The 22034-nt window shown below is 48.4% G+C and carries 18 protein-coding genes; 8 read left to right on the top strand and 10 right to left on the bottom strand.

The genetic code is table 11. The features are described from left to right. Positions 1-23: 23 nt before the first annotated feature. A complete protein-coding gene (gene uvrA, locus ABD980_RS01490) occupies positions 24-2852 on the bottom strand; it encodes an excinuclease ABC subunit UvrA (RefSeq protein WP_345369080.1) in 2829 nt (942 codons plus the stop codon). 127 nt (positions 2853-2979) lie between these two features. Here uvrA and ABD980_RS01485 point away from each other — a divergent pair, with 127 nt between their 5' ends. The 3 genes from ABD980_RS01485 to ABD980_RS01475 all read left to right on the top strand — a co-directional run bounded on the left by ABD980_RS01485 (position 2980) and on the right by ABD980_RS01475 (position 6907). Next, positions 2980-4176: an MFS transporter gene (locus ABD980_RS01485; RefSeq protein ID WP_300647505.1), complete on the top strand. Its 1197-nt coding sequence runs from the start codon at positions 2980-2982 to the stop codon at positions 4174-4176. Positions 4177-4279: 103 nt separating this feature from the next. Continuing rightward, a complete protein-coding gene (gene ssb / locus ABD980_RS01480; RefSeq protein WP_345369077.1) occupies positions 4280-4792 on the top strand; it encodes a single-stranded DNA-binding protein in 513 nt (170 codons plus the stop codon). Between the two features lie 696 nt (positions 4793-5488). Further along, positions 5489-6907, top strand: a complete 1419-nt coding sequence (locus ABD980_RS01475; RefSeq protein WP_366524649.1) for a DEAD/DEAH box helicase — start codon at positions 5489-5491, stop codon at positions 6905-6907. Positions 6908-6982: 75 nt separating this feature from the next. On the opposite strand, the gene ABD980_RS01470 is transcribed toward ABD980_RS01475, so the two are convergent. From ABD980_RS01470 to dctP, 3 genes are all read right to left on the bottom strand, one after another. Further along, on the bottom strand, positions 6983-8302 hold the full coding sequence (locus ABD980_RS01470; protein ID WP_345369075.1) for a TRAP transporter large permease: 1320 nt from the start codon (positions 8300-8302) through the stop codon (positions 6983-6985). A 2-nt stretch (positions 8303-8304) separates the two neighbouring features. Next, the gene (locus tag ABD980_RS01465; protein ID WP_345369073.1) at positions 8305-8805 is read right to left on the bottom strand and encodes a TRAP transporter small permease; all 501 of its coding nucleotides are present in this window, start codon (positions 8803-8805) and stop codon (positions 8305-8307) included. Positions 8806-8882: 77 nt separating this feature from the next. Further along, positions 8883-9857: a TRAP transporter substrate-binding protein DctP gene (gene dctP, locus ABD980_RS01460; protein WP_260650997.1), complete on the bottom strand. Its 975-nt coding sequence runs from the start codon at positions 9855-9857 to the stop codon at positions 8883-8885. A 224-nt stretch (positions 9858-10081) separates the two neighbouring features. On the opposite strand from dctP, the gene ABD980_RS01455 reads away from it, so the two are divergent. Genes ABD980_RS01455 through ABD980_RS01445 form a run of 3 tightly spaced genes read left to right on the top strand, consistent with a single transcriptional unit; the run spans position 10082 to position 13118 of the window. Further along, entirely contained in the window at positions 10082-10330 is a 249-nt protein-coding gene (locus ABD980_RS01455; protein ID WP_377536188.1) for a YtcA family lipoprotein, read from the top strand. A 6-nt stretch (positions 10331-10336) separates the two neighbouring features. Then, positions 10337-11392, top strand: coding sequence for a multidrug transporter subunit MdtN (gene mdtN, locus ABD980_RS01450; protein WP_345369068.1), 1056 nt, complete (start codon positions 10337-10339; stop codon positions 11390-11392). Next, positions 11385-13118, top strand: a complete 1734-nt coding sequence (locus ABD980_RS01445; protein WP_345369066.1) for an FUSC family protein — start codon at positions 11385-11387, stop codon at positions 13116-13118. The genes mdtN and ABD980_RS01445 overlap by 8 nt, the downstream gene beginning before the upstream one ends. Here ABD980_RS01445 and ABD980_RS01440 read toward each other — a convergent pair. Together ABD980_RS01440 and ABD980_RS01435 are read right to left on the bottom strand one after the other, a co-directional pair. Continuing rightward, positions 13104-14585, bottom strand: coding sequence for a TolC family protein (locus tag ABD980_RS01440; RefSeq protein ID WP_345369064.1), 1482 nt, complete (start codon positions 14583-14585; stop codon positions 13104-13106). The two genes, ABD980_RS01445 and ABD980_RS01440, sit on opposite strands and share 15 nt — an antisense overlap. Positions 14586-14643: 58 nt before the next feature. After that, a complete protein-coding gene (locus ABD980_RS01435; protein WP_345369062.1) occupies positions 14644-15606 on the bottom strand; it encodes an AraC family transcriptional regulator in 963 nt (320 codons plus the stop codon). Positions 15607-15816: 210 nt separating this feature from the next. Here ABD980_RS01435 and ABD980_RS01430 point away from each other — a divergent pair, with 210 nt between their 5' ends. Continuing rightward, positions 15817-16908 (top strand): LLM class flavin-dependent oxidoreductase, encoded by a 1092-nt coding sequence (locus ABD980_RS01430; protein WP_300647582.1) that lies wholly within the window; start codon positions 15817-15819, stop codon positions 16906-16908. A 20-nt stretch (positions 16909-16928) separates the two neighbouring features. On the opposite strand, the gene ABD980_RS01425 is transcribed toward ABD980_RS01430, so the two are convergent. Genes ABD980_RS01425 through ABD980_RS01410 form a run of 4 tightly spaced genes read right to left on the bottom strand, consistent with a single transcriptional unit; the run spans position 16929 to position 20403 of the window. Next, entirely contained in the window at positions 16929-17525 is a 597-nt protein-coding gene (locus ABD980_RS01425) for an ABC-type transport auxiliary lipoprotein family protein (RefSeq protein ID WP_345369059.1), read from the bottom strand. Then, positions 17522-18442, bottom strand: a complete 921-nt coding sequence (locus tag ABD980_RS01420; RefSeq protein WP_260650689.1) for an MlaD family protein — start codon at positions 18440-18442, stop codon at positions 17522-17524. Before ABD980_RS01420 ends, ABD980_RS01425 begins: the two co-directional genes overlap by 4 nt. Continuing rightward, entirely contained in the window at positions 18442-19272 is an 831-nt protein-coding gene (locus ABD980_RS01415; RefSeq protein WP_345369055.1) for an ABC transporter ATP-binding protein, read from the bottom strand. The genes ABD980_RS01420 and ABD980_RS01415 overlap by 1 nt, the downstream gene beginning before the upstream one ends. Then, positions 19273-20403 (bottom strand): MlaE family ABC transporter permease, encoded by a 1131-nt coding sequence (locus ABD980_RS01410; RefSeq protein WP_377536187.1) that lies wholly within the window; start codon positions 20401-20403, stop codon positions 19273-19275. Positions 20404-20700: 297 nt separating this feature from the next. Between ABD980_RS01410 and ABD980_RS01405 the strand changes: the two genes are divergently transcribed. Next, entirely contained in the window at positions 20701-21891 is a 1191-nt protein-coding gene (locus ABD980_RS01405) for an amino acid aminotransferase (protein ID WP_345369053.1), read from the top strand. The last annotated feature ends 143 nt before the right edge of the window (positions 21892-22034 follow it).

Raw genomic sequence — 22034 nt, 5'->3', positions numbered from 1 at the left:
ACGGGTAGCTTATGCTTGCGTGTTTAGTTACCTGTTAGCAGGGGCTGTAAGTAACGGCCGGTGTAGCTTTGGTCGCAGCGGGCAACCGTCTCAGGGGTGCCCTCTACAACGATTTGTCCGCCCCCATCGCCCCCCTCTGGACCAATATCAATAATCCAGTCAGCGGTTTTGATGACATCTAGGTTGTGTTCGATCACGACCACTGTATTGCCGGCATCGACCAGTTGATTCAGTACATCGAGTAAAAGCGCAATATCTTGAAAATGTAGCCCTGTGGTGGGCTCATCTAAAATATATAGTGTATTGCCAGTACTACGTTTAGAGAGTTCTAAAGCGAGCTTAACCCGCTGTGCTTCCCCCCCAGACAGGGTGGTAGCGCTTTGACCCAGCCGTAGATAAGACAAACCGACATCCATCAAGGTTTGGAGCTTGCGCGCAATCGTGGGGACCGCCTCAAAGTAGGTCATGGCCTGGGCTACGGTTAGATCCAATACCTCGCTGATATTTTTGCCACGATAATGAATTTCTAGGGTTTCACGGTTATAGCGCGCACCATGACACACATCACAAGGCACGTAGACATCAGGTAAAAAGTGCATTTCAACTTTTACCACGCCGTCACCCTGGCACGCTTCGCAACGCCCCCCTTTCACATTAAAAGAAAAGCGACCGGCGTCATAGCCGCGTACACGAGCTTCGGGCACACCAGCAAAGAGCTCTCTAATAGGCGTAAACAGGCCCGTGTAGGTTGCGGGATTGCTTCGTGGTGTACGGCCAATGGGACTTTGATCTACGGTGATGATTTTATCTACATGCTCAAGACCGGTTAGGCGCTCATAGGGAGCGGGCTCGCTTTGGGCGCGGTGTAAGGCTTTAGCCACGGCTTTGGCGAGCGTGTGATTGATTAAGGTGGATTTTCCGGATCCGGAAACCCCCGTAATGCAGATAAAGCGCTGCAAGGGTAAGTGTAAATCCACCTGTTTTAAGTTGTTGCCGTGTGCTCCCCATAGGCTTAAGCGCGGTAGATCAGGGGTGACGGGGCGCGTATGAATGGCTTGGATTTTTTTAGCGCCACTTAGGTACTGACCAGTCATCGAGTTTGGGTCGTTCATTATTTCAGCTGGCGTGCCCTGAGCAATAATTTCCCCGCCAAGCTCTCCAGCACCTGGCCCCATATCGACCAAATAATCGGCTTGACGCATCATATCCTCATCGTGCTCAACCACAATGACGCTATTGCCTAAGTCTCGCAATTGTTGCAACGTGAGAATCAGCTTGTCATTGTCACGCTGGTGTAAACCAATGGAAGGTTCATCCAGCACATACATCACACCGGTTAAGCCAGAGCCAATTTGACTGGCGAGGCGGATACGCTGCGCTTCCCCCCCCGAAATGGTGTTGGCTCGGCGATCTAAGGACAGGTAGCTTAGACCCACATTATTTAAAAAACGTAAACGTGCTTGGATTTCTTCAATGATGCGTGCTGCGATATCTTGTTTAGCACCGCTTAACTGCAGGTTGGCAAACCACTCCAAACAGTCTTGTAAGGACAAGTGTTCCACTGCATAAATGGGTTGCGGGTCATTGTCGCCTAAGTAAACATGGCGAGCAGCGGTATTAAGCCGTGCTCCATGACAAGCAGGGCAAGTTTGAAGACGCCGTAGTTTGTTGAGCTCTTCACGTACCGCACTGGAGTCGGTCTCCTGCCAACGTCGCATTAGATTGGGGATGACCCCTTCAAAGGGGTGGTGTTTAATCGTGGTGGTGCCTTTTTCTGTCAAGTAGATAAACGGGATGGCTTCCTCGCCCGAACCATATAAGATACAGTGCTGTACGTTAGGGTCTAATTGATCAAAAGGCTCATCAATGTCAAAACCATAATAATCCGCGAGGCTTTTGAGTAGATTAAAGGTGAATGCATTGCGACGATCCCAACCAGCAATCGCGCCACCTGCTAGGCTGAGATCCGGCACAGCGACCACCCGCTTTGGATCAAACACCTCGGTTTCTCCTAAGCCCGCGCATTCTGGACAGGCTCCTGCCGGGTTATTAAAACTAAATAAGCGAGGCTCGAGCTCATCAAGATGATAGTCGCATTCGGGGCAGGAAAAATGCAGGTTAAAACGCTGGATGGCTTCGGTATCCATATTGAGCACATCGGCTTTGCCTGCACTGAGCTGTGTGGCCGTTTCTAAGCTTTCGGCTAGGCGCTGAGCGCTATCGGCGCGAACGCGCAAGCGATCGATAACCACCTCGATCTGTGGCGTGGTGTCTGTAGTGGCTAAGGGCTCATCAAGACTTTGCATGACCCCGTTGTAACGTACCCGCACAAAGCCTTGAGATTGCAGGCTGCGCCCGAGCTCTATTAGGTCTTGGTTTTGCTCTAAGGCAATAGGGGCTAAAATGGCGACGCGCGTTTCTTGTGGCCAAGCCAATAGTGCATCTACCATCTGGCTAATCGTATGTGATTGCAAAGGCAGCTGATGGATAGGACAATAGGGCGTACCGACACGGGCATACAATAAACGTAAGTAATCATGGATTTCGGTGGTGGTCCCCACGGTGGATCGCGGGTTATGTCCTGCTGCCTTTTGTTCAATAGCGATAGCAGGAGACAGGCCTTCGATTAAGTCCACATCAGGCTTATCCATGATTTGTAAAAATTGGCGTGCATAGGCAGATAGGCTTTCCACATAGCGTCGTTGACCTTCCGCATATAGGGTGTCAAAAGCTAAGGAAGACTTACCTGAGCCAGATAAACCGGTAATAACAACCAGTTTCTGACGGGGTAAGTCTACTGAAAGGTTTTTCAGATTATGCGTGCGTGCACCGCGAATACGTATTAATTCCATTCGATTTTTTACGTGCTAGGGTCAAAAGGCTAACGTACTACTATAGCGCGCTATGTGTCTTCCTGTCCTAAAACCCGTAGGCTATTGGCTAAAGTATTAAATTATTCAATGAGGCATGAGCCAGTTCATGAGCAGGCAAACCATTTCATCTAAACGTGAGCGAATATCACTTAACCCCCAAGAGCGTAAAGCCAGTGTATTGTTGGCTTTGTTGTTTTCTACACGCATGTTGGGCTTGTTTTTATTGACCCCTATTTTTGCTGTGGCCGCCCAATCGATACCTGGTGGAAATAATGCAACAAAAGTCGGTATTGCGTTGGGTGCGTATGGGCTTACCCAAGCAATTATGCAGATTCCTTTAGGGATGGCTTCGGATAAGTGGGGGCGCCGCCCTGTGATTATGGGCGGAATGTTGCTTTTTGTTTTAGGTGGGGTAGTGAGTGCCCTAGCACAAAGTGTAGATGGCATTATTGTGGGTCGCGTTTTACAGGGTTTAGGTGCGATTTCTGCAGCGATTACCGCTTGGGTAGCCGATGCGACCCGCCCCGAGGTGCGCACCCGTGCCATGGCGATGGTGGGCTCGGCAATAGGCTTGTCTTTTGCTGTGTCTTTGGTTTTATCGCCCGTATTAGTGGGGCAGTTTGGCTTATCGGGGCTTTTTTGGGCTATTAGCTTATTAGGCTTTGTTTGCTTATTGCTCGCCACTTTTGCTATTCCCGAATACCCGCAGGCGGAACCGATCATACGTGCTAAAGCATCGGATGTATTGAAGCAGGGGGACTTATTACGGCTAAATTTTGGTGTATTTGCCTTGCATTTTATTTTGATGATGCTGTTTGTGGTGATCCCAGGGGTGTTGGCGCAACTAGGACAGTTTGATTCTGGCTCTCTGTGGAAGGTATATTTGCCGGTAATCGTGCTGTCGTTTGCTTTGATGATACCGATGGTAATTTACACGGAAGTACGTAAAGCGCACCGTCGCGTTTTGCAATGGTTAGTCTTAGCATTAGCCGCGATTATGGCGTTGATGCCATGGGCCAGTTTTAGCTTGTGGGCGATGGTGGTGGCTTTATTTGTTTTCTTTGTGATTTTTAATACCTTAGAGGCATTACAACCCTCTATGGTGTCCCGCGTTGCCCCTGCCGAATATAAAGGTTTAGCCATGGGTTTTTACAATACAACGCAGTCGCTGGGCGTGTTTGGTGGTGGTTTAACGGGGGGTGTTATCGCCGCCACGGTTGGTGTACATTGGGCGTTATGGATCGGTGCGGCACTAGCTCTATTATGGTGGCTAACAACCCGACAGTTTAAAACGGTTTTATAAACCATTAGGCGAAAAGATCACATTGGTTGGGTTAAGCCACTGGGGCAGAGAAATAAAATCCCGCATAATAGATCATCGAATTTACTTGAGATAGGAATACAACATGGCATCAGTTAATAAAGTCATTTTAGTTGGCAACCTTGGGCGTGATCCCGAGGTGCGCTACACAGCGAGCGGGTCGGCAATGTGCAATCTGTCCATCGCGACTACATATGCTACGCGTGATAGCCAAACTGGCGAGCGTCGCGAAGAAACCGAATGGCACCGCGTGGTGATGTTTAACCGTTTAGCGGAAATCGCTGGGGAATACTTGCGTAAAGGCCGCCCGGTTTATATCGAAGGCCGCCTTCGTACCCGTAAATGGCAGGGGCAAGATGGCCAAGACCGTTACACCACTGAAATCATTGCTGATCAAATGCAAATGCTAGGCGGGCGCGGGGATAGTGGTGGAGACTTTGGTGGTGATGACTATAATCAAGCCCCACAGCCTCAGCGCCAAGCCGTACCACAGCAAGCTGCTGCGCAGCCCGCACCTCGACAAGCTCCGCCTCAGCAAAATTATCAAGCGTCCCCAATGGATAACTTATCGGATATGGATGACGATATTCCGTTTTGACCCGGTGCGCGACAAGTTCCGCCATTCAGGGCGGGGAAGGATAGCGCGGACGGCGCAGCCGTCCTATAATGGCATTGCTGCCGACAACCAAGGCAGCCTACGGCAGGGCATGCCGGAAGTAACGCCTGTGGAGATACGAGCAGCGGTTGCGCACTCGGCCCAGGAACCCACCGAAGCGACTCAGGAGTGGCTCAATGCCGCACCTGAGCGCCGTAGGAATCTCCGGCCTTCAGGCCGGGGAGGATGTCAATGTTGTGGATGCGTTTTTGAAAAGAAGATGGGTTTGCTTACATTTATGCGCGGCACTTAGAGGGTAAAGCAGTATGCTGAAAGTGTGCCATGTTGCATAAGCCGAATACTTAAAAAGGAGGCAGTATGAAATCCATTCTCTTATGGTTGTTGGGTGTGCCTATTCCTATTATTTTATTGATTTGGTTGATTTGGGGATAACCCTTGCTAAAAGTAAAAAATTATGCGTTAATGGGTGGCTTAGCTTAATTTTGTAAGCTAAGCCACTTCTTCATTTTTTGCAGCGTTTTGCTGCCATGTCATCGCGTTTTCTGACCCCCCGCCTGTTTTAGCATATATATGCCTTTGCTTATTAGGTTGATTGGTCGGCCCGATGCTTTCCAATTAATCTTTGCACCTGTTTTTTGATAGGTGTAATTGTTGTTGTGCTTACAACAAAGGTCATATATGTCTTTTGAAACCCTAGGTTTATCGACTCATTTGGTTTCCGCCCTAAAAAAAGCGGGTTTTGAATCCCCAACATCGGTGCAGTCGGCCTCCATCCCTAAAGCGCTTGAGGGCCATGATTTAATGGTATCGGCACAAACAGGCAGTGGTAAAACCGCGGCTTTTATGCTGCCTGCCTTACATCGTATTGTTTCCAATCCCCAGCGGCCTCGGGGCGTGTCCGTATTGGTATTAGCACCAACGCGAGAGCTGGCGATGCAGGTAGGGGACGCAGCAAAAACCTACGCTTCTCAGTGTCGAGATTTGCGGGTGGCGGTGGTTGTGGGCGGCATGCCTTATGGCGCTCAATTAAAAGCCTTGTCGCGCCGTGTGGATGTGCTGGTAGCAACTCCAGGGCGCTTGATGGATCATTTGCAGTCTAAGCGCGTTAAATTAAATACAGTACAAACGCTGGTGCTGGATGAAGCGGACCGTATGTTAGATATGGGCTTTATCGAAGACATTGAGCGTATCGTAGCGCGTACCCCTTCCGAGCGCCAAACCCTTTTATTTTCTGCAACCTTAGATGGCTCAGTGGCAAAATTGGCTAGCGCTATGATGCGCGACCCGTTGTCGATAGAGGTCTCGGGTCACAAAGAAAAACACCAGAATATTACTCAGGCTTTGCTCTACGCTGATAATCAGCACCATAAAGAGCAGCTGTTAGATCATTTACTACGCGATAGCAACTTAGATCAAGCGATTATTTTTACTGCTACCAAGCGTGGTGCGGATGAACTGGCCGATCGTTTATGTGACGAAGGGTTTGCGGCAGGTGCATTACATGGGGATATGAATCAGCGTCAGCGCACGCGCACCCTGAACTTATTACAGCGCCGTCGTTTACGTGTGTTAGTTGCTACGGATGTTGCCGCGCGTGGTATTGATGTGCAGGGGATTAGCCATGCCATCAATTACGACTTGCCTATGCAGGCCGAGGACTACACCCATCGTATTGGTCGTACAGGGCGGGCAGGCAAAGATGGTTTGGCTTTTACTTTAGCGAATGTGTCTGAGCGTCATAAAGTGCGTCGTATTGAGCATTTTATTGGGCAGCCGATTCCGGTAGAAACCATTCCTGGTTTAGAGCCTACTAAAGCAGTACGTCCTACTTATAAAGCCCGTAAAGGTGGGGGCGGTGGGCGTGGACGTCGTCCGGCTTTTGCCGCTGGGGCGCGAGCCACAGAGGGGCGTCGTGATACCCGTCCTGCGCGTCCATTGGGGCCAGACACACGTCCGGCAGCTCCAGCCCGTGGGGAAAAGGCTGGTGCTTTAGATAAGTCACGTCGTCCACGTGGGGCGAAACCACAAGGGCGTGCTGAAGGATTTGCACAGAAAAAAGGGCGCGGCCGTTTTGAGGCGCGTGCCGGGCAGCGTTAAACGTATATGCTAGTTACAAAACACCCCAAATGCTGATGGCATTTGGGGTGTTTTTATTAGAAAATCACCGTGCAATTAACGAATAAGATTGGGTAGCCCTGTGGCAATTTGCGGTAAGCAAAACACCAAAGCGAGTACGGCAATTTCAATGATCAAAAAGGGTACCGCAGCACGGTAAATGTGTGGCAGACGGATTGAGCTGGGCACTACACTTTGCATCACAATCAGTAGCAGACCAAACGGTGGGGTGAGTAAACCAATTTCCAGTGTAATCAGGATCATTACCCCTAACCATACGGTATCCACCCCAGCGGCTACTGCCAGCGGCATAAAAAACGGTAAGGCAATCATCATCATACTTACCTGATCCAACACCATCCCCAGCACGAGTAAAATCAGTAGCATACCGATTACCAAAGTGACTTGGTTTAAGCCCAAGCCTTTAATTAGGCCTAAGAAGCCTGTGCTTGCACCAGAAAAACTGAGCAATTGAGCAAAGGTGGTAGAGGCCGCTAAAATAAATAAAATAACAACGGATACCTTGGCTGTTTCGATTAGGCTTTTCCATAAGGCCGGCCAGCTAAAGGCTCGATAAAACAAGGTGGCTACCACAGAAGCCGTAACGCCAATGGCCGCGGATTCTGTAGGAGAGGCCCAACCCGCCAGCATAGAACCGACCACAGCGATAAAAATACCAAGCAAGGGAACCACGTCTTTGACAAAGGGCCGCCATTTTTGCCAGCCGCTCAACCCCAGGTCATCGTTAGGGTCAGAGGGGGCGTCTTGGGGGCGCAAACGGCTACGAATCACCACATAGGCCAAAAAACCCATAGCCATGACCAAGCCCGGCAAAATGCCACCAATTAAAAGACGCTCAATAGAAATACCAGCTAAGCTGCCGAGCATCACAGCCAAAGCAGATGGGGGAATGAGCATAGCAATCCCCCCGACCGCCATGATCGGCCCCATGGACATGGTAGGGTGATAACCACGACGTTGCATTTCTGGCATCATGACTCCGCCCATCATGGCTGTATTCGCAATAGAGGAACCAGACAGCGTAGCAAAAGTAGTACCACCCAAAATACTTACGATAGAGAGTTTGCCGGGGACGCGTGAGATCACACGCTCAATTGCTGTAATCGCTTTAAAAGCCAAGCCGGTATGAAATAAGACTTCTCCCATCAACACAAAGAGGGGGATAGGAGTCAAAGAAAAGCTGGTAATGGAAGAGGTCGTATTGCGTACCCATTGGGCCAGACCGGCTTCTTGACCTAAAAACACCCAAGCTCCAATCAGGTTGACGGCCAAAAACGCAAAAACCACTGGCGTGCCTACTGCCATTAAGAAAAATAGGGTGCCCAGCATCAGGGCTAATGCAGATTGCCATTCCATGGTTAGGCCTTTTGACGAAATTCAAGAGCAAGGCGACGACCAAACTCAATGGTTAATAAGCTTGACCCAAAAAGTAGCGGCACACTTAGCCACCATTCAGGAAAAATCAGTTCTTTAAACACCACACTGCCTTGCTGCTGGGCGTCCAACAACACCATTAGCGATTGGTAGGCCAACACAGCACAGACGATGAGCCCAACGGCATGACAAAATAAGGCGAAAAAGCGTTGTAAAAAGCGCGGTAAAAGATGCAAAATCACATCGACTCGAATATGGCCATTGTGATAGAGCAGCCATGGCGCTGCGATAAAGGTGGCTACCATTAACATATATTCGGTAATTTCCACGCCTGCAGGAATTAGGTCGATGTTGAGGTTACGCAGCACTACATCAGCGGTGACCAGTACACTCATCAAGCCAAAGGTGATAGCTGCGAGCGCACCACAACAGGACATCAGAGCGTGATAGAGACGATTTTGGCTAAGGGTCGAAGATGCAGACATCGTGTTCTCTTTGGTTCAGAAAGGAAAAGGCATCGTTGGCCTAAGCACGCCGATGCCTTTTATGGGATACATCAGAATTAAGCAGGGTCTTTACCAAAAAGGCGTTTAATTTCTTTAGCATTTTTGGGGCTGACTTTGTGTAAATTATCCCAGCCAGCTTGATACGCTTTGTTGAGCAGATCGGTGGCAGCTTCTTCAGGCAAAGTAAGCACTTGAACCCCCGCGTCTTCTTGTCGACGTTTCTCTTGTTCACCACGCTCTAGCTCTGCCTCGTTAAGCGACTCCACCCACTGTACTTGTTTCTGTAAAAAGGCTTTTTGCTCATCGTTCAGCTTTTCCCAGCTGTTTTTGTTCATAAAAAAGCCGACTTCTACGTTATAAAAACCGGGTTCTACACGATATTTGGTTTTTTCTTGCCATCCTAAGTCCAATAAACCGACAGAGGGCCAGCCGTAGCCGTCTACCACCCCACGCTCAAGCGCGGTATAGGTTTCTCCAGGAGCAATTTGAATAGCGGTTGCTCCCAGTGTACGTAATAGCGCTAAGTAGACTGGAGTGCTGCGGATCTTAAAGCCTTTAAGCTCGGCTTTATCAATAGGCTTATTCACATAGAGATGGTATTGCAGACCATCGGTAACGCGAGCTAACCACACCATATTTGCTTTGTCTTGGTGGATTTGGTTCATAAGCGCATAACCGCCATTTTCGCGTAGCTCGCTCATGCGACGATCGGTAAGCGTCATGGCAAGGGCTTCAGGCACTAAATTGGCATGAAAAACCGCGCTGGTATTAGCAAAGTCGACAACCCCAGAACGTAAAGCATTGCCGACCTCAAAGGTAGGGATAGACTCAGGGCCACCTACGACGTGAATCTGTAAAATGCCTTTGCCTTCGTTGTTCACCTTTTCTACAAAAGCATGAAAGCGCTCGGAGAAAAAAGCGTCTTGGGTGAAAGCGGACACGGCTTTAAGCGTGGTTTCCGCAGCCTGTAAGCCAAAGGCGCTTAGTGCTAGTGTGGCACCAATCAGTAGACGAGAAGAAATGTTGAACATGATAGGCCGTTCCTGTGTTGTCGCGTAAAGCATGAAATCCAATATATTTATAGTTAAATATATTACCGATAAACTATCTCTTCGGCTGCATAGGGTTTTTACCAGTAAGCCGGCTTAGTCTTGTGGTATTTAACGTTAAGGATTGTGGGTAGGTACTGGATTGACCCAAAGCTCAGGTACAATTTTGTGGTGTTGTGAGCATGTGACAAGGAAATAGAATGCGGGTGGCATGGCTTTTATTTGTGGCAGGATTGGTAGCAGGGTGCCAGCGCGCGCCCTCTTTTGCATTAGTGGGCTCGTACTTTCCGGCGTGGCTAATTTTTATTTTATTGGCGACTTTAGTCACTATTGTGATTCGCTTTGTCTTTATTCGTCTGGGGATTGATGATGCCTTGCGTTTTAAATTATTGGTCTATGTTTGTATTGCGCTGAGCTTATGCTTTGGTGCGTTATTGCTGTTTTTTACACGGTAAACCCCCATGGAATCTTCAACCATTTCTACCCATAAAAAATGGGCTTCGTTAATTAGCGTGGTGGTGATAGTGTTAGCTATCGTTCTGGGTGCGTGGCATGCTTATCGTACTACCTTTAACCCCTTGTCAGAAGATGCATCCATTGAGGCCAATGTGGTGCATATTGTGACGACCGTGCCTGGACGTATTCAACGCTTATATGTGAAAGAGGGGGATAAGGTAGAAAAAGGGCAGTTGTTGTTTACGCTGGATCCCGAGCTATATGAAATGCGGCTAGCTCAGGCAAAAGCTGAGCTAGCTTTTGCACAAGCCACACTAGCAGCAAAAGAGCGTCATATCCAAGCGCAGTTGCATAATTCCAGCATTACGAATGAACAGATTGAGCGTGCTCGCACGAACTTAAAGCTTGCTACACAAAGCCAGGCTCGTATGGCGGCTTTAGCTCCAAAAGGCTATGTGCCCCAACAGCAATTAGACCAAGCAAATACCATGAAGCGAGACGCAGAAATTTCTTTGCGTCAAGCTTTAGAGCAAGCGGGGGCTGCCGAGGCTATGGTGAGCACCACTGATGCTGAAATTGCTATGGTGGAAATGCGGCAGCAGGGGTTGGCTATTGCAGAGCGAAATTTACGAGAAACACAGGTGCGAGCCCCCCAGACAGGGCGTGTTGTTGGGCTGCACGTGAGCGAGGGCGAACATTTAATGCCAGAGATGAATCTTTTTACCCTGATTGATACCACGCATTGGCATGCAACGGCCATGTATAGAGAAACAGCTTTAAAACATATAGAGCCAGGTCTATGTGCCACAGTATATGTAATGGCTAATCCTAATGTGGCGATCCAAGGCAAAGTGGAAAACATTGGTTGGGGCGTTTCGTCAGAGGACATTATTCATTTGCCACGTGGGATGCCTTATGTACAAAAAACCGTGAACTGGGTAAGAGTCGCACAGCGGTTCCCCGTACAAATTGCACTGGATGTAAAACCAGAGCACGAGTCATTATTAAGAATGGGAGCTTCTGCAACCACCATTATTCATGATGGGCAATATTGTGACTAGTTCAATTTGGTCTCGAGTCAAATCAGATCTGCGGCCGTTTAGTGGCCGTTGGGAGCAGTCTTGGCGTATTGCTTTGTTATGTGCGCTGATGACATTAGTCGCAATGACCTACCAAATCCCCGAGGCAGCCATTAGCTGTTATGTGATTTTTTTTGTTATGAAGTCCGATGCTGCCGAAAGCACGGTATTGGCTTTGGCATTAGTGGTTTTGGTTTCTATCGTTATTTTGGCTCTTGTTGGGCTAGTGAATCTTACCATTGACTCACCTCCAGCACGGCTAACTGCTTTGGTCGTTAGCTCATTGTTTTTTTTATTTTTAGGTGCAGCCAGTCGTTTGGGCCCTTTAGGTGGCATTATTGCGTTGGTAATCGCTTTTGTCCTGACTTTGCTTATGTACGTGCCAGTCGGGGAGCTGGCCACTCGAGCTTTACTGTATGCTTGGTTGATGGTAGCCGCCCCAATGGCGTTGGTGGTTGGATTTAATTTACTTGTGGGGCGTCAGCCCAAGCACGTGCTAGTCAATGAGCTTATTGAGCGCTTACAGTTGGCGGCGATGGCGTTAGAGGGACAAGCACCAACAACCGCATTGCGTCAAAATCTAGCACTAGGTGTCGAAGCACAGCAAAAAAGATTAAAGTGGCTTAAAGCTTTTCATTTGGTGCCTACGACTACGTATAAATGGTTAGATGCGGCGGTGTTACAGAGCTATCGTATCTTATTGGCAGTGTTGGCGTTAAGGAATCAACAGCAGACAGAGCATAATGTAGAGCTAGCCGCTGCTTGTCGTGCCGCTGCACACGATTTAGCACAGGGGCGACGACCACAGTTATGGTCGTTTACGCAGTCATACACCACCAACAGTGCTGCACATGAAATCAAAACCGCTTTGATGGCGTTAGCCAGCGAGGATAAGCCGCCGGTTATCCCCGAGGAAAAGCGTCCTTTTTTTGCTGCCGATGCACTAACTAACCCGATCTATCAACAAATAGCTATTAAGGCGACTGGTGCGGCTGTACTGTGTTATTTGATTTACAGTGCTATTGACTGGCAGGGCATTCATACAGCGATGATTACGTGTTATGTGGCCGCTCTAGGCTCCACAGGAGAAACCATTCATAAGTTATTTTTGCGTATTGTTGGTTGCTTGATCGGCGCTTTGTTTGGGGCGGTGGTGCTGTTGCTGTTTATGCCGTATATGATATCGGTTGGTGCTTTGATGATCGCGGTGTTTGCGGTATGTTTGCTTGCCGCTTGGGTGGCACTGGGGTCTGAACGCATTTCCTATGCAGGCATTCAAATTGCGTTTGCTTTTTTGTTGATTACTTTACAAGGGTTTGGGCCTGATATTGATTTGAGTGTGGCACGTGATCGGGTGGTTGGAATTTTATTGGGTAACGTGGTGATGTATTTGGTTTTTACCCATATTTGGCCGCAAAGTGTTATGCGTTCGGTGCAGCGGCGCCTTCAGGTGATAGAGAATAAGCTTCAAACGTTAAGGCAGCAAAGCACGCAAAATAAAGCGGCGGCGGTACAATGCGCCGCTGGTATCGCCCAAGAGCTTGCTTGGGTGAAATATGAGTTTGGGCTAGTGCTTTTAGAGCCGAATGACCTACGCCCCGCGGCAACGGTGATTAAGCAGACGCGTGCGCAAATCAAACAGTTACAGCAGCGCTTTGAACAGCGTGGCTTGTTAACAGGGGGGTCGGAAAAGCTAGCGTTGGTGTAGTGGAGGCAAGGCCGCGATGTCGATTTGTCCCATCATAAAGGCTAAATTTGCCGAGGCAATTAAAGCTGCTGAGTAGGCGACGGTTTGAGCTTGAGTGGCGTCAATAAGAGCATTGGCGGCCTCGGTGGCTAGCATCATGCTGCCTAGTCCAACCTCGTAGGACTCGAGTGCCGCATCATAGGTTAGGCGAACCGCATCGACCAATTCGGTAGCGGCGGTATAGGCCTCTAGTGCAGAGCGTAGGCTATTGGCAGCAAAATGAATTTCACGTAGTGCATCGTTTTGATTTTTACGTACGAGCTCTTTAGCGGCGGCGGCGCGAGCTTCGGCTTCGCGCAAACGCATGCGACGTAATCCACCATCGAATAAAGGAATACTCACCCCCAATAGCACAGCCGTAGAGGCAGATTGCGGGCTGGTTTCAGCCAGGCCATTGATATTAAAGTGGGTGGAGCCGGCTGATGCTACGCCCATTAGGGCAACTTTGGGTAAGAAGTCAGCTTTTACCGAATCGATGGATTTTTCCGCGGCACGTCGTGCCGCGTCAGTAGCGATGAGATCAGGGCGATAGGCCAGTGCTGCTTGCAGCGTAGCATCGTCGGGTAGGTCCTCATAGCGTGGTAATTGTCGATCAGAGGCGTCAGCAATATGAATCTGCGTAGTGGGGGGTAAGCCCGCTGCAGCAATTAGAGCGTGATAAGCGTTACGCTCTGCGCCTTGGTTTTGAACCAAGCGGAAATTAGCTTGTGCTTGTAGTTGTTTAGCCTGAGCTACGTCTATCGCTGTGCCGACCCCTGCTTGAAATCGAGACTGGGCGGCGTCGACAAGCTTAGTGGTGTTTTGTAAGTGTTGGCGAGCTAGCTCGGTTTTTTGACGTGCTGCACTGTATTCGTAAAAGGTGCGTGCCACATTAAAGATGATGGCTTGATGCGCGGCATTAAATTTAACTTGGCTGGCAAAGCTCATATCCGAGGCTGCACCATGTAAAGCATTTCTTTTGCCAAAATCAAAAAGCAGCCATTTCAAGCTTAAGGCGGGTACAACACCATGGACAGAGCTATGTGTACGGGTGTCAATATCTATAAGAGGTAAGTCTAGGTCTGTGTGGCGTTTGCTGCGTTGGTAGCCCCCAATGACGCTGGCTGAAATCATTGGTAGGTAGGTAGCTTTAACCATGCCGGCAGCAATGGCGGCCTGCTCGGCTTCTAGCCAGGCAATGCGAGTAATAGGGTTATTGGCTTGTGCTAAGTGAATGAGCTCTTCGAGCTGATAACTATGTTGTGTATCCAGCTGCTCCACTTCTGGTAGGTGGCTTAAATTAAATTGAGGAGGGTAAGTGGGTACCGTAGGCGCTGGCTGTTGTGGGTTAGCGCTTACCGTTGGTGGTGGGTTAGGGATGGGCGGCAAAGCCGTTTGGCAACCTACCAGTAAAGATACCATCAATAAAAAAACGCCCGATCTAAACATAGATAAAAAACCAAAAAACTGTAGTAGCACTAAGTGTACCCGTATCTTTACTTTTGGTTTAGGCGTTTTGTTGTAATGTTACAGAGGGACGTACCCCATATAGACGTTGGTAATCGGCGGCAAACTGACCCAAATGACTAAAGCCGGCAAGAAGAGCGAGCTCGGTGACCGTGTGGCGCTGGGGGTCTGCTTGTAATAAGCGTTGGTGCACATCGTGTAGACGCTGTTTTTTAACGTATTGCATGGGGCTAATGCCTACAAAGTCTTTAAATCCGGCATAGAGGGATCGGGTGCTAATCCCAACATGTTGGGCAATACGAGTTACGCTTAAAGGCTCTGTTAAATGTTGGTGAATATAGTCCTTGGCTTGTTTGATAGCGTGAGGTGTTAATGTTTGTATGCTAGGTAAGAGTTGATTGTGCTCCCATACATCTAATAAGCAAGCAAAAAACGTGTCTTCTAGTTGCCGTTGGGTCTGTGCCTGTTCGAACCAGCTGCCTTCAGAGGCTTCTTGAAATTGCCATTGTAATAAGCGCCATAAACTGGCACCAGCCCCTTGGTCCAGAGCTAATACTGGAGTAAAGAGAAGCTCACCCTGTAAAGGACGCTGGTAGTGTTTTTGAAAAAAATGTTCCAGGCTGGTTTTACAGATACGAATAAAAAGCTTGTCAGTGTGCTGACTATGTTGCATAGAAAACATTTGGTTTGGGTTAAGTAACGAAGCACGTTGTGAGCTGTAATAAAAGCTTTGATGAGAAAGCTGAATTTTTTCGTGGCCCTGAATAGGAATTTGTAAAAGATAAAAATCGGTTAAAGGTTGGGGCTGAATATGAACCGTAGCACCATAACGTAAGCGCCCCCAGCCCAGTCGTTGGCTTGCGCGATAGTAAAGGTGGGTATTGAGTTGGGAGGCGTTATTTATTTTCAGGTGGTGGGGACAGAGTACTTGTGCGACATGATGTTGCACCTGATCTACGTCGTAGGAGTGCAGTTGAGCATAACGCTGTAGAAGTTGATGCATACGAGCCTCCTTATAAACGATTCCACAAAAATACTATAGTAGTAATTAATTTAGGCCTAATCTATTAGTACATATACGCAGCAAGTCAAGAGCTGGGAATCCACAGGAAAAATGTGCGGTTTTTTGATAGGGGTGCAGTTTTTAGATAGTAGCAGTCAGCGTTATGTTTTTAAATATAAAACAAAGACTTATTATGTTTAGGAGACAAGCATGGCGCAAAACCGTTTATTAACTAAGGACCATTTTTTGCTCGGTACATTTGCCACGAATTGTGGTGGTGGTATGACCGTGTCAACTTTACCTGATCGCTGGCAGGCTACATGGGAAAACAACGTAAAACTGGCGCAGATGCTTGATGAGGCTGGCATTGATTTTATGTTACCAATCGCGCGCTGGGTGGGGTATCGCGGCGAGACGGATTTTCATGGCTATGTGTTAGAAACTATTACCTGGGCGACGGCACTGTTAGCACATACGAAAAATATCAATGTTTTTGCAACAGTACATACCGTTGCTAACCATCCTGTGGCGTTGGCTAAGCAGATAGCCACGATGGCTCAAATTAGTGGCAATCGTGTGGGTCTAAATATCGTAGCGGGTTGGAATAAGCCTGAATATGATGCACTAGGTCTAGATTTGCCTAATGATCATGAAACGCGATATGGGTATGCGCAAGAATGGTTCGATGTTGTGCGTAAACTGTGGGATCATGCGGGACGTTTTGATTGGGAGGGAAAATATTTTCAGCTTAAACAGGTGCATAGTGATCCACGGCCTGATTATCACCCTCCTATTTTTAACGCAGCGGGTTCTGGTCAGGGGCGAGAGTTTGCAAGCAGTAATGCGAATTTTTTATTCACGCCGGCCATGGAGCTAGAGCGCTCACGTCAAGAGGTCGCTGAGCTTAAAAAAATGGCGGCAGATAAAGGGCGTGAGGTTGGGGTGATGACTTTTTCCCATGTAATTTGTCGCCCAACCCAGGCAGAGGCAGAAGCAGAGTGGCAGCGCATGCTTGACCATGCAGATACTGGGGCTGTGGATAATTTAGTGAATTTGCAGTTTGCGCATGCTCATTCTTTTCCCCATGAGCTTTTAGCTCAGATTCGAGAGCGTATGACAGTAGGGCATGGTGGTTTCCCGCTGGTAGGGACACCAGAGCATGTGGCAGATCAAATCTGTGCGCTGCATGAGGTCGGTTTTCGGGGGACGACACTCTCATTTTTTGATTACGTCAAAGAGTTTCCTTATTTCCGTGACGAGGTGCTCCCCATTCTAAAAGCGCGTGGTATTCGTGACGCCTAAAATGGGGAACGGTTTTTTACCTACTGAGCTAGCCATTGTAGGAGCTGCTGGCTCAGTTGGTCCCCAGCCATCCCAAAGGCTTGGATGACGGCAGGGATATCGGTACTGGTCGCCGGCTGCTCAATGACAAAGCGTTGACTGCGCTGGATAATGGATTGTGCTCTGTCGACGAGCTGGGCCTCGAGCTGTACCACAACCACGGGCTGTTGTTGGCGGTATTGCACTTGAAAATGACGTAGATAGCTCTCTAGCGCCCATTTTGTTTTAACGGCGGCATCGGTGCTAACCGCTTGAAACAGCTGTGCATCGTGTAGAGCTTGTACCAAGCGGTCACGTAAAATGACAGGAGCATTATCGGCCCATTGGGTGCCTTTATACACCTGCATTTCACTACCATCTGGCTGTACGATCACACGATTGCTATTAATTAGGCGATTTGCATTAGGTGTTGCCACATAAAGGCTGTGATCTTTGTTTTGTTTCAGTGCTGCCATTGGGGCGGCGGGCAGGTCATAACGAGTTTGAGGCTCGGCTTCAGGCAGAATGGAGCAGCCCCCAAGTAATAAAGCGGCGCTAAGCAAAACAGGTTGAATCAAATGACGAGTGGTGCAAATCATGGTTGGAATTCCTGTATGGTGTCACCGCCCAACATATATTGAGCCGGATTATTATGAAGCTCTTGGGTAATGGCTTTGATATTAGCAAGGGTCTGGCGTAATTCTTGCATAGCCGGTGCGATTTGAGCAAAACCCTGACTGCCTTGATTGATGGCTGGCGCATTATCTTTGAGAATATGTTGTAGCTCTTGGGTGGCTTGCGTTAGGTTTTGCATGGCTTCGTTGGCTTTAGCAAAGGCGCCACTGCCTTCTTTTGTAATCAGCTGGCGTGTTTCTTTGAGCATTTTTTCTGCTTCGGCGCTTGCGCTATTTAGACTTGCAAATAAGTCGGGAAGGTCTTGAGTACCGTCAGCAAGTTGTTCGAGTAGTTTTTCGAGTTGCTCAATGCTGTTACCAATACGTTTGGCATTATCGGAAGATAAAAAAGCGTTAGCATTAATCAGTAGCTCGGAGACATTGGTCATTAACTCCTCACCACCGGCCATCAGTTGTGCAATAGGTGAGGGTGTAGCCATGATAATGGGTTTTTTCTCACCCTCAGGGGCAACCAGATCAGGGCTATCTGGCGTGCCGCCTGTGAGTTCAATTACAGAGGTGCCCGTAATACCTGTTAAGGCTAAGCGTGCTTTGGTGTTTTCTTTTACGGGGATGGTTTCTTGAATCGTAATACTCACAAGTACACGACGGATATCTTGTGGGTCTAGCTCTAATCGTGTGACCTCACCAATACGAATCCCATTGTATTGCACGGCGCTGCCGCGGCTTAGCCCTCGGACAGCCTCGGTAAAGACCACGGTGTAGTCTTTTGTTTTATTATCATTACCGGTTTTGGCTAGCCAGAGCGCAAACAGGACTGCGCCGGTAGCGATGAGTAAAGTAAAAACGCCGATCAGAATATGATGTGCGCGTGGTTCCATTATGTATTCTCCTGACGTCGTTGTTCTGCTTTTTGAGCGGCGCGCCCACGGGGCCCCTGAAAATAATCCTGAACCCAGGGGTCATCAAACTGCTCGACGACGTCTAAACTATCATTGATGATGACTCGCTTCTGGGATAGCACGGCGACACGATCACAAATGGTGTAGAGCGTGTCTAAGTCATGGGTGACTAAATAGACCGTTAATCCTAAGGCATCACGTAAGGTCAAAATAAGTTGATCAAAATCGCTGGCCCCAATAGGATCCAATCCGGCCGTGGGCTCATCCAAAAACAAAATTTCAGGATCTAAAGCAAGCGCTCGTGCCAAAGCAGCGCGTTTTATCATTCCACCGGACAACTCGGAAGGGTATTTATGTGCCGCATTGGCAGGTAAGCCTGCGAGAGCCATTTTAAGCCGTCCTAGGTCTTCGGCTTCGGCGCGGCTCAGACCACTGTGTTCTATTAGGGGCATGGCAATGTTTTCGACCACTGTTAGGGATGAAAACAACGCCCCTTGTTGAAACAACACCCCAAAACGACGCTCTAATTTAGAACGTTGTTCAGCATTAAGATCGGCAATTTTTTGACCAAAAACGGTGATTTCGCCCTCGTTAGGTGGACGTAATCCTAAAATGGCACGTAATAAGACGGATTTTCCAGTACCGGATCCGCCCACAACCCCGACGATTTCGCCTGGGTAGACGTCCATATCCAGATTCTCATGGACCACATGTGAGCCAAACTGATTGCGTAAATGGCGCACTTTAATGATGGGTTCTTGTTGCTCACGCTTTTTTTGACGAGCTTTACGGTCGGTTAAGTCGGTCATTTACCACCCCATTTCCATATAAAACAAGGCGGCCAGCGCATCCAGTAAAATTACGATAAAAATGGAATGGACCACCGCTGCGGTGGTACGTTCCCCGACGGATTGTGCACTTCCTGTGACCTTAAACCCTTCTAAGCAGCCGATCACTGCAATTAAAAAGGCAAAAATAGGTGCTTTCGCCATGCCTAAAAAGAAATGCCGCACTGAAACGTCTTGCTTAAAAATCTCAATAAACATGGTGGGCGAGATGTCTAAGGTCCAAAAGCTGACTAAAGCGCCCCCGAAAATCCCCGCAATCATACCAATAAAGGTCAGCATGGGTAAGGCAAGTAGCATGGCTAAGACACGGGGTATTACGAGAATCAGCAAGGGGTTGAGCCCTTGAGCACGCAACGCATCAATTTCTTCGTTGGCTTTCATGGAGCCAATCTGAGCTGTAAACGCACTGGCGGTGCGTCCGGCCATGAGGATTGCTGTCAAAAGGACCGCAAACTCACGTAGAAAAGAAAAGCCGACCAAGTTAACGGTATAAATTGTTGCTCCAAAATCCGCTAAGATCGTAGCCCCTAAAAACGCAATCACGGCGCCGACTAAAAAAGTTAGGAGTGCAATAATGGGTACGGCATTAAAAGCGGTTTCTTCGACCTGCGCCACAATCGCTGTTACACGCCATTGGCTGGGGCGTAGCATATTGAAAAACAGGGTCTCTAGAGTAAGACCAATAAAAGCGAGTAACTCTATTGCTTGGCGCCAAAAGCGGTGGGTCGCTTCGCCGATACGTACAAAAAAATCGCCAATAGCAGAGTGCTGTGGTAGCGGCGGGGGTGGTTCTTGAGTACTGAGAGCATGGGCCACGGTGCGTAGCAGGGCGGCGCGTTCCGCTGATAGCCCTTGAGCATGATCGAGCTGCTCTTCAAGATGTTCTGGTGTCATGAGCAAACACAACTGTTCTGCGCCTGCTGTATCCAGTTTTTCTAATGAGGAAAAATCAATATGCTCGTATTTTTGGGCATGCTGCGTAAACTGAGCGAGCTCGTGACACAGCTGACGGTAGTGCGCTAACACCCATTCACCCTGAAGAAACAGGGTGTTGTTTTCATAGCGAAGAAAGTGAAAGGAGGATTGAGCCATAGACACAAAGTCTACCGTAAAAAAATAAACCGGTTGTTGTTTATCAGCGATAGCTGGGGGCAATCACGCTCGTTTTGGCGAATCTTTGCAATTTGTGGCAGGCTTTGGCTCTGCTGTTTAGACAATCTATGCATTTTAGTACAAGTTAGAGGTTATGCACGAAGTGTGATTGAAAAAAGGATGGGGGCAGACTCCTAGGGTTTACCACTAAACAAAAAGGGCATGTGGCGAAAAAACAAGGTATACACTTAGAGTTGGTGAGTAGGATTGAAATAGAAATTGCTATAGGAAACATTTATGTTTGAACATGTCGCCCCTTATGCAGGGGATCCTATTTTTCGTATCGCCGCGCAATATCAGGCGGATCAGCGTGAAAACAAGGTTAACCTAACTATTGGCCTGTACTTTGAGGATGACGGCAGCGTACCTTTGCTCGACTGTACCCAAGCGGCAGAGAAACATTGGGCAGCAAAGAAATTGCCTCGTACTTATTTGCCCATGGAAGGATTAGACACGTATCGGGATGGGGTTCAGCGTTTGGTATTTGGCGAGCAGAGCGAAGCGTATCAGTCTAAACGCATTGCTACGATTCAGACATTAGGTGGTACCGGTGCGTTAAAAGTTGGGGGTGATCTTTTGCACGAGGCCTATCCAGATAGTCAAATGTGGATTAGTGATCCGGCTTGGGACAATCACCATGCGATTTTTGGGGGCTGTGGTATCAAAACTAATAAATACCGTTATTTTGATGCCCAGACCCAAGGGGTGGATTTTGAAGGCATGATGGCTGATCTGGCGCAGTTACCTGCTCAGAGCTTTGTGCTATTGCACCCTTGCTGTCATAACCCAACCGGGGCCGACTTATCCAAGGAACAGTGGCAGCAACTGATTGCGCTCATTAAAGAAAAGCAGCTCATCCCCTTTTTAGATATGGCTTATCAGGGGTTTGGGCAGGGGCTCGATGAGGATGCCTATGCAGTACGGGCTATGGCACAAGCCGGTGTATTGTTTTTAGTCGCAAACTCTTTTTCTAAGAATTTTTCTTATTATTCTGAGCGCTGTGGTGGCTTATCGGTAGTGTGCAAAGACCAGGCTGCTGCAGAGCGAGTTTTAGGCCAACTGAATGCATGGGTGCGTAAAAATTACTCTAACCCGCCTTCGCATGGGGGGCACGCAATTGCGACAGTGTTAAATACCCCCGAGCTGTATCAAGGTTGGGTAGGTGCCGTCGATGCGATGCGTGCGCGTATTCATACGATGCGTCAAACGGTTTATGACAGGCTAACAGAACTAGCCCCGCATTATGATGCGAGCTATATGATTAAGCAGCAGGGCATGTTTAGTTATACCGGCTTGTCTTCGGAACAAATTCTACGGTTACGCGAGGAGTTTGGAGTCTATATGTTAGATTCAGGGCGTATTAGCGTACCAGGGTTAACAACAAAAAACGTAGAGTATTACGCTAAATCACTAGCTGCGGTTGTGTAAATTACTTTTCGTTATCTTAAGAGCAAGGACGCTTTGAGCGTCCTTTTTTTATGCCTAGTGATTACCCTCGTTTTCATGGGTGGATGCCTAAAAGCACAAATTCTCATGCACAAAAACACAAATGTGGCGAGCGCTGCTTTTTA

It is taken from the genome of Paenalcaligenes hermetiae (assembly GCF_039543645.1).
Classification (GTDB): Bacteria; Pseudomonadota; Gammaproteobacteria; order Burkholderiales; family Burkholderiaceae_B; genus Paenalcaligenes; species Paenalcaligenes hermetiae.
The sequence above is the reverse complement of the archived record's forward strand: the minus strand, read 5'-3'. Positions and strand labels throughout refer to the sequence as shown.

Excerpts from the sequence above, each read along its gene's own strand:
- ABD980_RS01415 (WP_345369055.1), bottom strand. The coding sequence starts at position 19,272 with ATGACCGACTTAACCGACCGTAAAGCTCGTCAAAAAAAGCGTGAGCAA.
- ABD980_RS01410 (WP_377536187.1), bottom strand. The coding sequence starts at position 20,403 with ATGGCTCAATCCTCCTTTCACTTTCTTCGCTATGAAAACAACACCCTG.
- dctP (WP_260650997.1), bottom strand. The coding sequence starts at position 9,857 with ATGTTCAACATTTCTTCTCGTCTACTGATTGGTGCCACACTAGCACTA.
- ABD980_RS01430 (WP_300647582.1), top strand. The coding sequence starts at position 15,817 with ATGGCGCAAAACCGTTTATTAACTAAGGACCATTTTTTGCTCGGTACA.
- ABD980_RS01425 (WP_345369059.1), bottom strand. The coding sequence starts at position 17,525 with ATGATTTGCACCACTCGTCATTTGATTCAACCTGTTTTGCTTAGCGCC.
- ABD980_RS01465 (WP_345369073.1), bottom strand. The coding sequence starts at position 8,805 with ATGTCTGCATCTTCGACCCTTAGCCAAAATCGTCTCTATCACGCTCTG.
- ABD980_RS01405 (WP_345369053.1), top strand. The coding sequence starts at position 20,701 with ATGTTTGAACATGTCGCCCCTTATGCAGGGGATCCTATTTTTCGTATC.
- ABD980_RS01435 (WP_345369062.1), bottom strand. The coding sequence starts at position 15,606 with ATGCATCAACTTCTACAGCGTTATGCTCAACTGCACTCCTACGACGTA.
- ssb (WP_345369077.1), top strand. The coding sequence starts at position 4,280 with ATGGCATCAGTTAATAAAGTCATTTTAGTTGGCAACCTTGGGCGTGAT.
- ABD980_RS01475 (WP_366524649.1), top strand. The coding sequence starts at position 5,489 with ATGTCTTTTGAAACCCTAGGTTTATCGACTCATTTGGTTTCCGCCCTA.
- mdtN (WP_345369068.1), top strand. The coding sequence starts at position 10,337 with ATGGAATCTTCAACCATTTCTACCCATAAAAAATGGGCTTCGTTAATT.
- ABD980_RS01470 (WP_345369075.1), bottom strand. The coding sequence starts at position 8,302 with ATGGAATGGCAATCTGCATTAGCCCTGATGCTGGGCACCCTATTTTTC.
- uvrA (WP_345369080.1), bottom strand. The coding sequence starts at position 2,852 with ATGGAATTAATACGTATTCGCGGTGCACGCACGCATAATCTGAAAAAC.
- ABD980_RS01440 (WP_345369064.1), bottom strand. The coding sequence starts at position 14,585 with ATGTTTAGATCGGGCGTTTTTTTATTGATGGTATCTTTACTGGTAGGT.
- ABD980_RS01420 (WP_260650689.1), bottom strand. The coding sequence starts at position 18,442 with ATGGAACCACGCGCACATCATATTCTGATCGGCGTTTTTACTTTACTC.
- ABD980_RS01485 (WP_300647505.1), top strand. The coding sequence starts at position 2,980 with ATGAGCAGGCAAACCATTTCATCTAAACGTGAGCGAATATCACTTAAC.